Below are 3,793 nucleotides of genomic sequence, written 5' to 3'. Positions count from 1 at the left end.
CTCCAACGGCCGTGCCGTGTCAATCGCGCTGTGATCGAAGAGGCCTACGCCCCGCGCGTCCAGGAATTCCAGATAGAATATGCGGAGGGGGATCAATGGATCCCCTGTTTCAAGGGAAGCAGGATCGGGGAGCATGCCGAGTTTCGCTTCTCCGAGGTGATGGCGCAGCGGTTTCGCCTCAACATTTTGAAGGCGACAGAAGGGCCGACGATCGGGGAATTTCAACTGTTCGGCAGGGAGCAGAAGTGAGGAGGACTTTTTCCGGCTTATGCCTCGCGAGGTGATTCGCGTTGACTCGTGGGATGATCCACGTCTGGCTCCCTACCGCAACCTCCCAGAACGAACACTCCGAGGGGAATCGATCTTCATCACGGAGGGATGGCTGGTTACGGAGCGACTGCTCAAAAGCCGCTATGAAACGGAGTCCGTTCTCCTTTCCGAGGATTGTGCCGACCGATTTATCGACCAGATTCCGGCAGCCATCCCAGTTTACGTAGGTCCCCGAGAACTTCTCTATCAAGTGGTGGGATATCAATTCCATCAGGGGGTTCTGGCGGTCGGTAAGAGGCGGATTCTGCCGTCGGTCAGGGATGTGTTGCCGCCACCGGACAAGCCAGGACCGCTTGTTTTAGTGATCTGCCCCCAGATCACCAAGCCGGACAACATCGGCCTGGTTTTTCGGTCGGCCGCCGCCTTCGGCGTTGATGCTGTCATCCTGGGCGAGCGGTGTGCGGAGCCTTTTTCCCGGCGGATCCTCCGCGTCTCGATGGGGGCCGTCCTCCATTTGCCGCTGGCGAAGACCCAGCATCTGCGAGGCGAACTGGAGACGCTCAAGCGCGAATGGCGGGTGGAATTGGTGGCGACGGTGCTCGATCCGCCCGCCGTCTCGCTCCCCGATTTCACTCCACCGGAAAGGCTGGGGCTGCTTTTCGGTCATGAGACGGAGGGACTCTCGGAAGGCTGGGAAGACCTTTGTGATCATCGCGTCACGATCCCTATGTCGCCCCTCGTGGATTCGCTCAACCTGGGGGTGGCGGCGGGCGTTTTTCTCTATGAAATTCGCAGATCGACTCTCTCCCGGTGCTCCTTCCCACTCGAGGGCACACCCCTGTCCTCAAGTTCCGACCGATGACAATTCCACCCGAAACCGTGGGCATCCCACGGCTTTCCTGAGACCGTGACGAGGCGGAAGCATTCGAGACTGCCGCGGCTGATCTATCCCGCATTTTGTAACGATCTGTGAAAGGCGCGGGGCGCATGTCTTGGAGCGGCCATTCATGAATGGCCCCTACCGGGGACCGTTTTCCTCGTCGCGGCAAAACGCTGCAAACGCGAAGGTTGTGCCGTGGTCGTGGATGAAGTTTGACCGAACGGGTAAAATAATCTGGATTGCGCGGGTTGACGGGGTCCGGACCAGCAGGAGAGACGGAACGGTGGGCATAAGAAAAGGGGCCCTGTTCGCCGGACACAGGGACCCCTGGGTCGGCCGCCCAGAACGGTCGTTCGGGGGAACGCCCGCGCTGTGAAGCCCCAGCAGCCGTGTTTGATCGTATCGGAGTTTTGAGGCCGCCAACTTTAAATTCTGCCCGGGCAACTTCGCATCCCCCGTGAAGACCCCATGCAAGTTGTGGATTCTGCGCGGACAGCGGATGTTTCCGCGAATGAAGGGACGTGGCGGTTCTCACCCGGTTGACCATGTTGCGCCCGACCACGCACCCGCGCGGGTCAAATGGATAGTTCACGGGTAAAATTCATCCTGCGTAAGGTTTTCCGCACAGCGGGGAAGGAAAAAGCAAGGCGAGAAAAAGAGAAGAGATGGAAAAGATCGCGAAACTTGCTTTGGAAGACGGCACGGTTTACACCGGTGTGGCCTTCGGTGCCGAAGGAGAGGTTGACGGCGAGGTTTGTTTCAATACCTCGATGACCGGATATCAGGAAATCCTCACCGACCCCAGCTACCGCGGGCAGATCGTTGTCATGACGTATCCCGAAATCGGTAACTACGGGGTCAACGAGGAAGATTTCGAGAGTTGGAAACCGCACCTGGCGGGATTCGTTGTGCGAGAACGGAGCCGCCGCGTCAGTAACTGGCGGGCAACGGCGGATCTGGATCAATTCCTCAAACGTTTCGGGATTGTGGGACTGGAGGGCATCGACACCCGGGCGCTTGTGCGGCGGATTCGCATCCACGGGGCCATGAAGGGTGTCCTCTCCACCGTGGACCTCGATGACGCAAGCCTCGTTGCCAAAGCCAAGGCCAGTCCTGGACTTGTCGGGCGGGACCTCGTTCGCGAAGTGTTGCCTCCGGAAGCCTTCGAATGGCGGCAGCCTCTCAGCCATTGGACGAAACTTGACGGGCAGGTGTTACGAGAAATCCCCCCGGATGCCCCGCACGTGGTGGCCCTCGATTACGGCATGAAGTACAACATCGCCCGGCATCTGTTCAACACAGGTTGCCGTGTTACGGTGCTGCCGGGGACGGCAACCGCGGAGGACGTCCTCAAGTACCGCCCAGACGGCGTCTTTCTTTCCAACGGGCCAGGCGACCCGGAACCGGTCCGCTACGCCCAGCAAACGATTGCCCAACTGCTGGGCAAGGTGCCCATTTTCGGTATTTGCCTGGGGCACCAGCTCCTCGCGCTCGCCTGCGGAGCCAAGACGTTCAAGATGAAATTCGGACATCGGGGGGCCAATCAACCGGTGATGAATAAGGACACCGGCCGGGTGGAAATCACATGCCAGAACCACGGGTTCGCCGTGGATCCCGATTCCCTGCCTCCGTACCTCGAAGTGACGCACTGGAACCTCAACGATAACACCGTGGAAGGATTGCGGCACCTTGAGGTGCCGGCCTTTACCGTCCAATACCATCCCGAGGCCTCGGCCGGTCCGCACGACAGCCATTACCTCTTTGAGAGATTCCGGCAGTTGATAGAGGAATATCGTGGCGCCATGGCAAAGAGCGCATGAGCGTCCAGACCGTTTCGTTCGCGTTTCCAAAATGAGTGTGGCAGAGAGGGTAACAGCCGAACGCTTTGTCGCTTGCAAAGGAAATTCCGACCAATGCCCGTGAGCCTCATCGCCGTGATCGTCGTTTGTGATGTGCTCATTGTTGCCGGTTTGGCTGCCTTTTTTCTCACTGGCGCCAGCCATGTGACGGCGCTGATTCCCACCTTCGCCGGCCTCATCCTCCAGGCCACGGCAGGGATCGCTATATTGGTTCCCTTGGTTCGCCGTCCGCTCATGATCCTCACGGCAGTGCTGGCAGTGTTGGGGATTGTGGTGGCACTTTCCCGCCCGCTGATGAAGGTCTACGGCGGGGCTACACTGGAGTGGAACGCCGCCCTCATTTCACAGGTCATCATGGCCCTGGGTTGCGCTTTGGTTTTCTGCATCGCGATCGTGTTTCTCCTCAATCCTTCCGAACCCTGAGATTCTTCTCGAGTTTGCCGGCGCAGGGGACTCAACTAGCCGAGGTTTGCAGCGCCGCAAACGGCTTTGTGCTCTTTGGCCGTGGAGCAGCGCGTAAGAACCCGGTCAGCAGGACCATCCATTTGCCGCGGGTGCTGCGAAGCTCTGGACCGGACGTCGTCTCCCGGCCAGGCACCGGAGAACACGGGTCGATGGTGCGGGGAAGTTCTGTAAAATGGCAGGGAAGGTTGGCTGCTTGTCACGCGGAGTGACGGAAATCACAGGACCGACATATGATCATTGGGGTTCCCAAGGAAATCAAGCCCGACGAATATCGCGTGGGAATGCTGCCGGTGGGCGTGGAGGATCTAGTCCGCGCCGG

Annotated in this window: 4 protein-coding genes; all 4 read left to right on the top strand. The window is 59.3% G+C overall.

Annotated features, from left to right (window positions below):
• Positions 1–249 (top strand): hypothetical protein (locus H5U08_RS12615; RefSeq protein WP_297033594.1); only part of this gene is annotated, 249 nt, incomplete at its 5' end.
• Between the two features lie 19 nt (positions 250–268).
• Positions 269–1,132, top strand: a complete 864-nt coding sequence (locus H5U08_RS12610) for an RNA methyltransferase (RefSeq protein WP_297033592.1) — start codon at positions 269–271, stop codon at positions 1,130–1,132.
• Positions 1,133–1,815: 683 nt separating this feature from the next.
• Positions 1,816–2,970 (top strand): glutamine-hydrolyzing carbamoyl-phosphate synthase small subunit, encoded by a 1,155-nt coding sequence (gene carA, locus H5U08_RS12605; RefSeq protein ID WP_297033590.1) that lies wholly within the window; start codon positions 1,816–1,818, stop codon positions 2,968–2,970.
• A gap of 93 nt (positions 2,971–3,063) precedes the next feature.
• Entirely contained in the window at positions 3,064–3,432 is a 369-nt protein-coding gene (locus H5U08_RS12600; protein WP_297033588.1) for a hypothetical protein, read from the top strand.
• Positions 3,433–3,793: the final 361 nt, after the last annotated feature.

The organism is Thermogutta sp., assembly GCF_014359955.1.
GTDB lineage: Bacteria > Planctomycetota > Planctomycetia > Pirellulales > Thermoguttaceae > Thermogutta.
The sequence above is the reverse complement of the archived record's forward strand: the minus strand, read 5'-3'. Positions and strand labels throughout refer to the sequence as shown.

Coding starts and splice junctions, on each gene's coding strand:
- H5U08_RS12610 (WP_297033592.1), top strand. CDS start 269: ATGCCTCGCGAGGTGATTCGCGTTGACTCGTGGGATGATCCACGTCTG.
- carA (WP_297033590.1), top strand. CDS start 1,816: ATGGAAAAGATCGCGAAACTTGCTTTGGAAGACGGCACGGTTTACACC.
- H5U08_RS12600 (WP_297033588.1), top strand. CDS start 3,064: ATGCCCGTGAGCCTCATCGCCGTGATCGTCGTTTGTGATGTGCTCATT.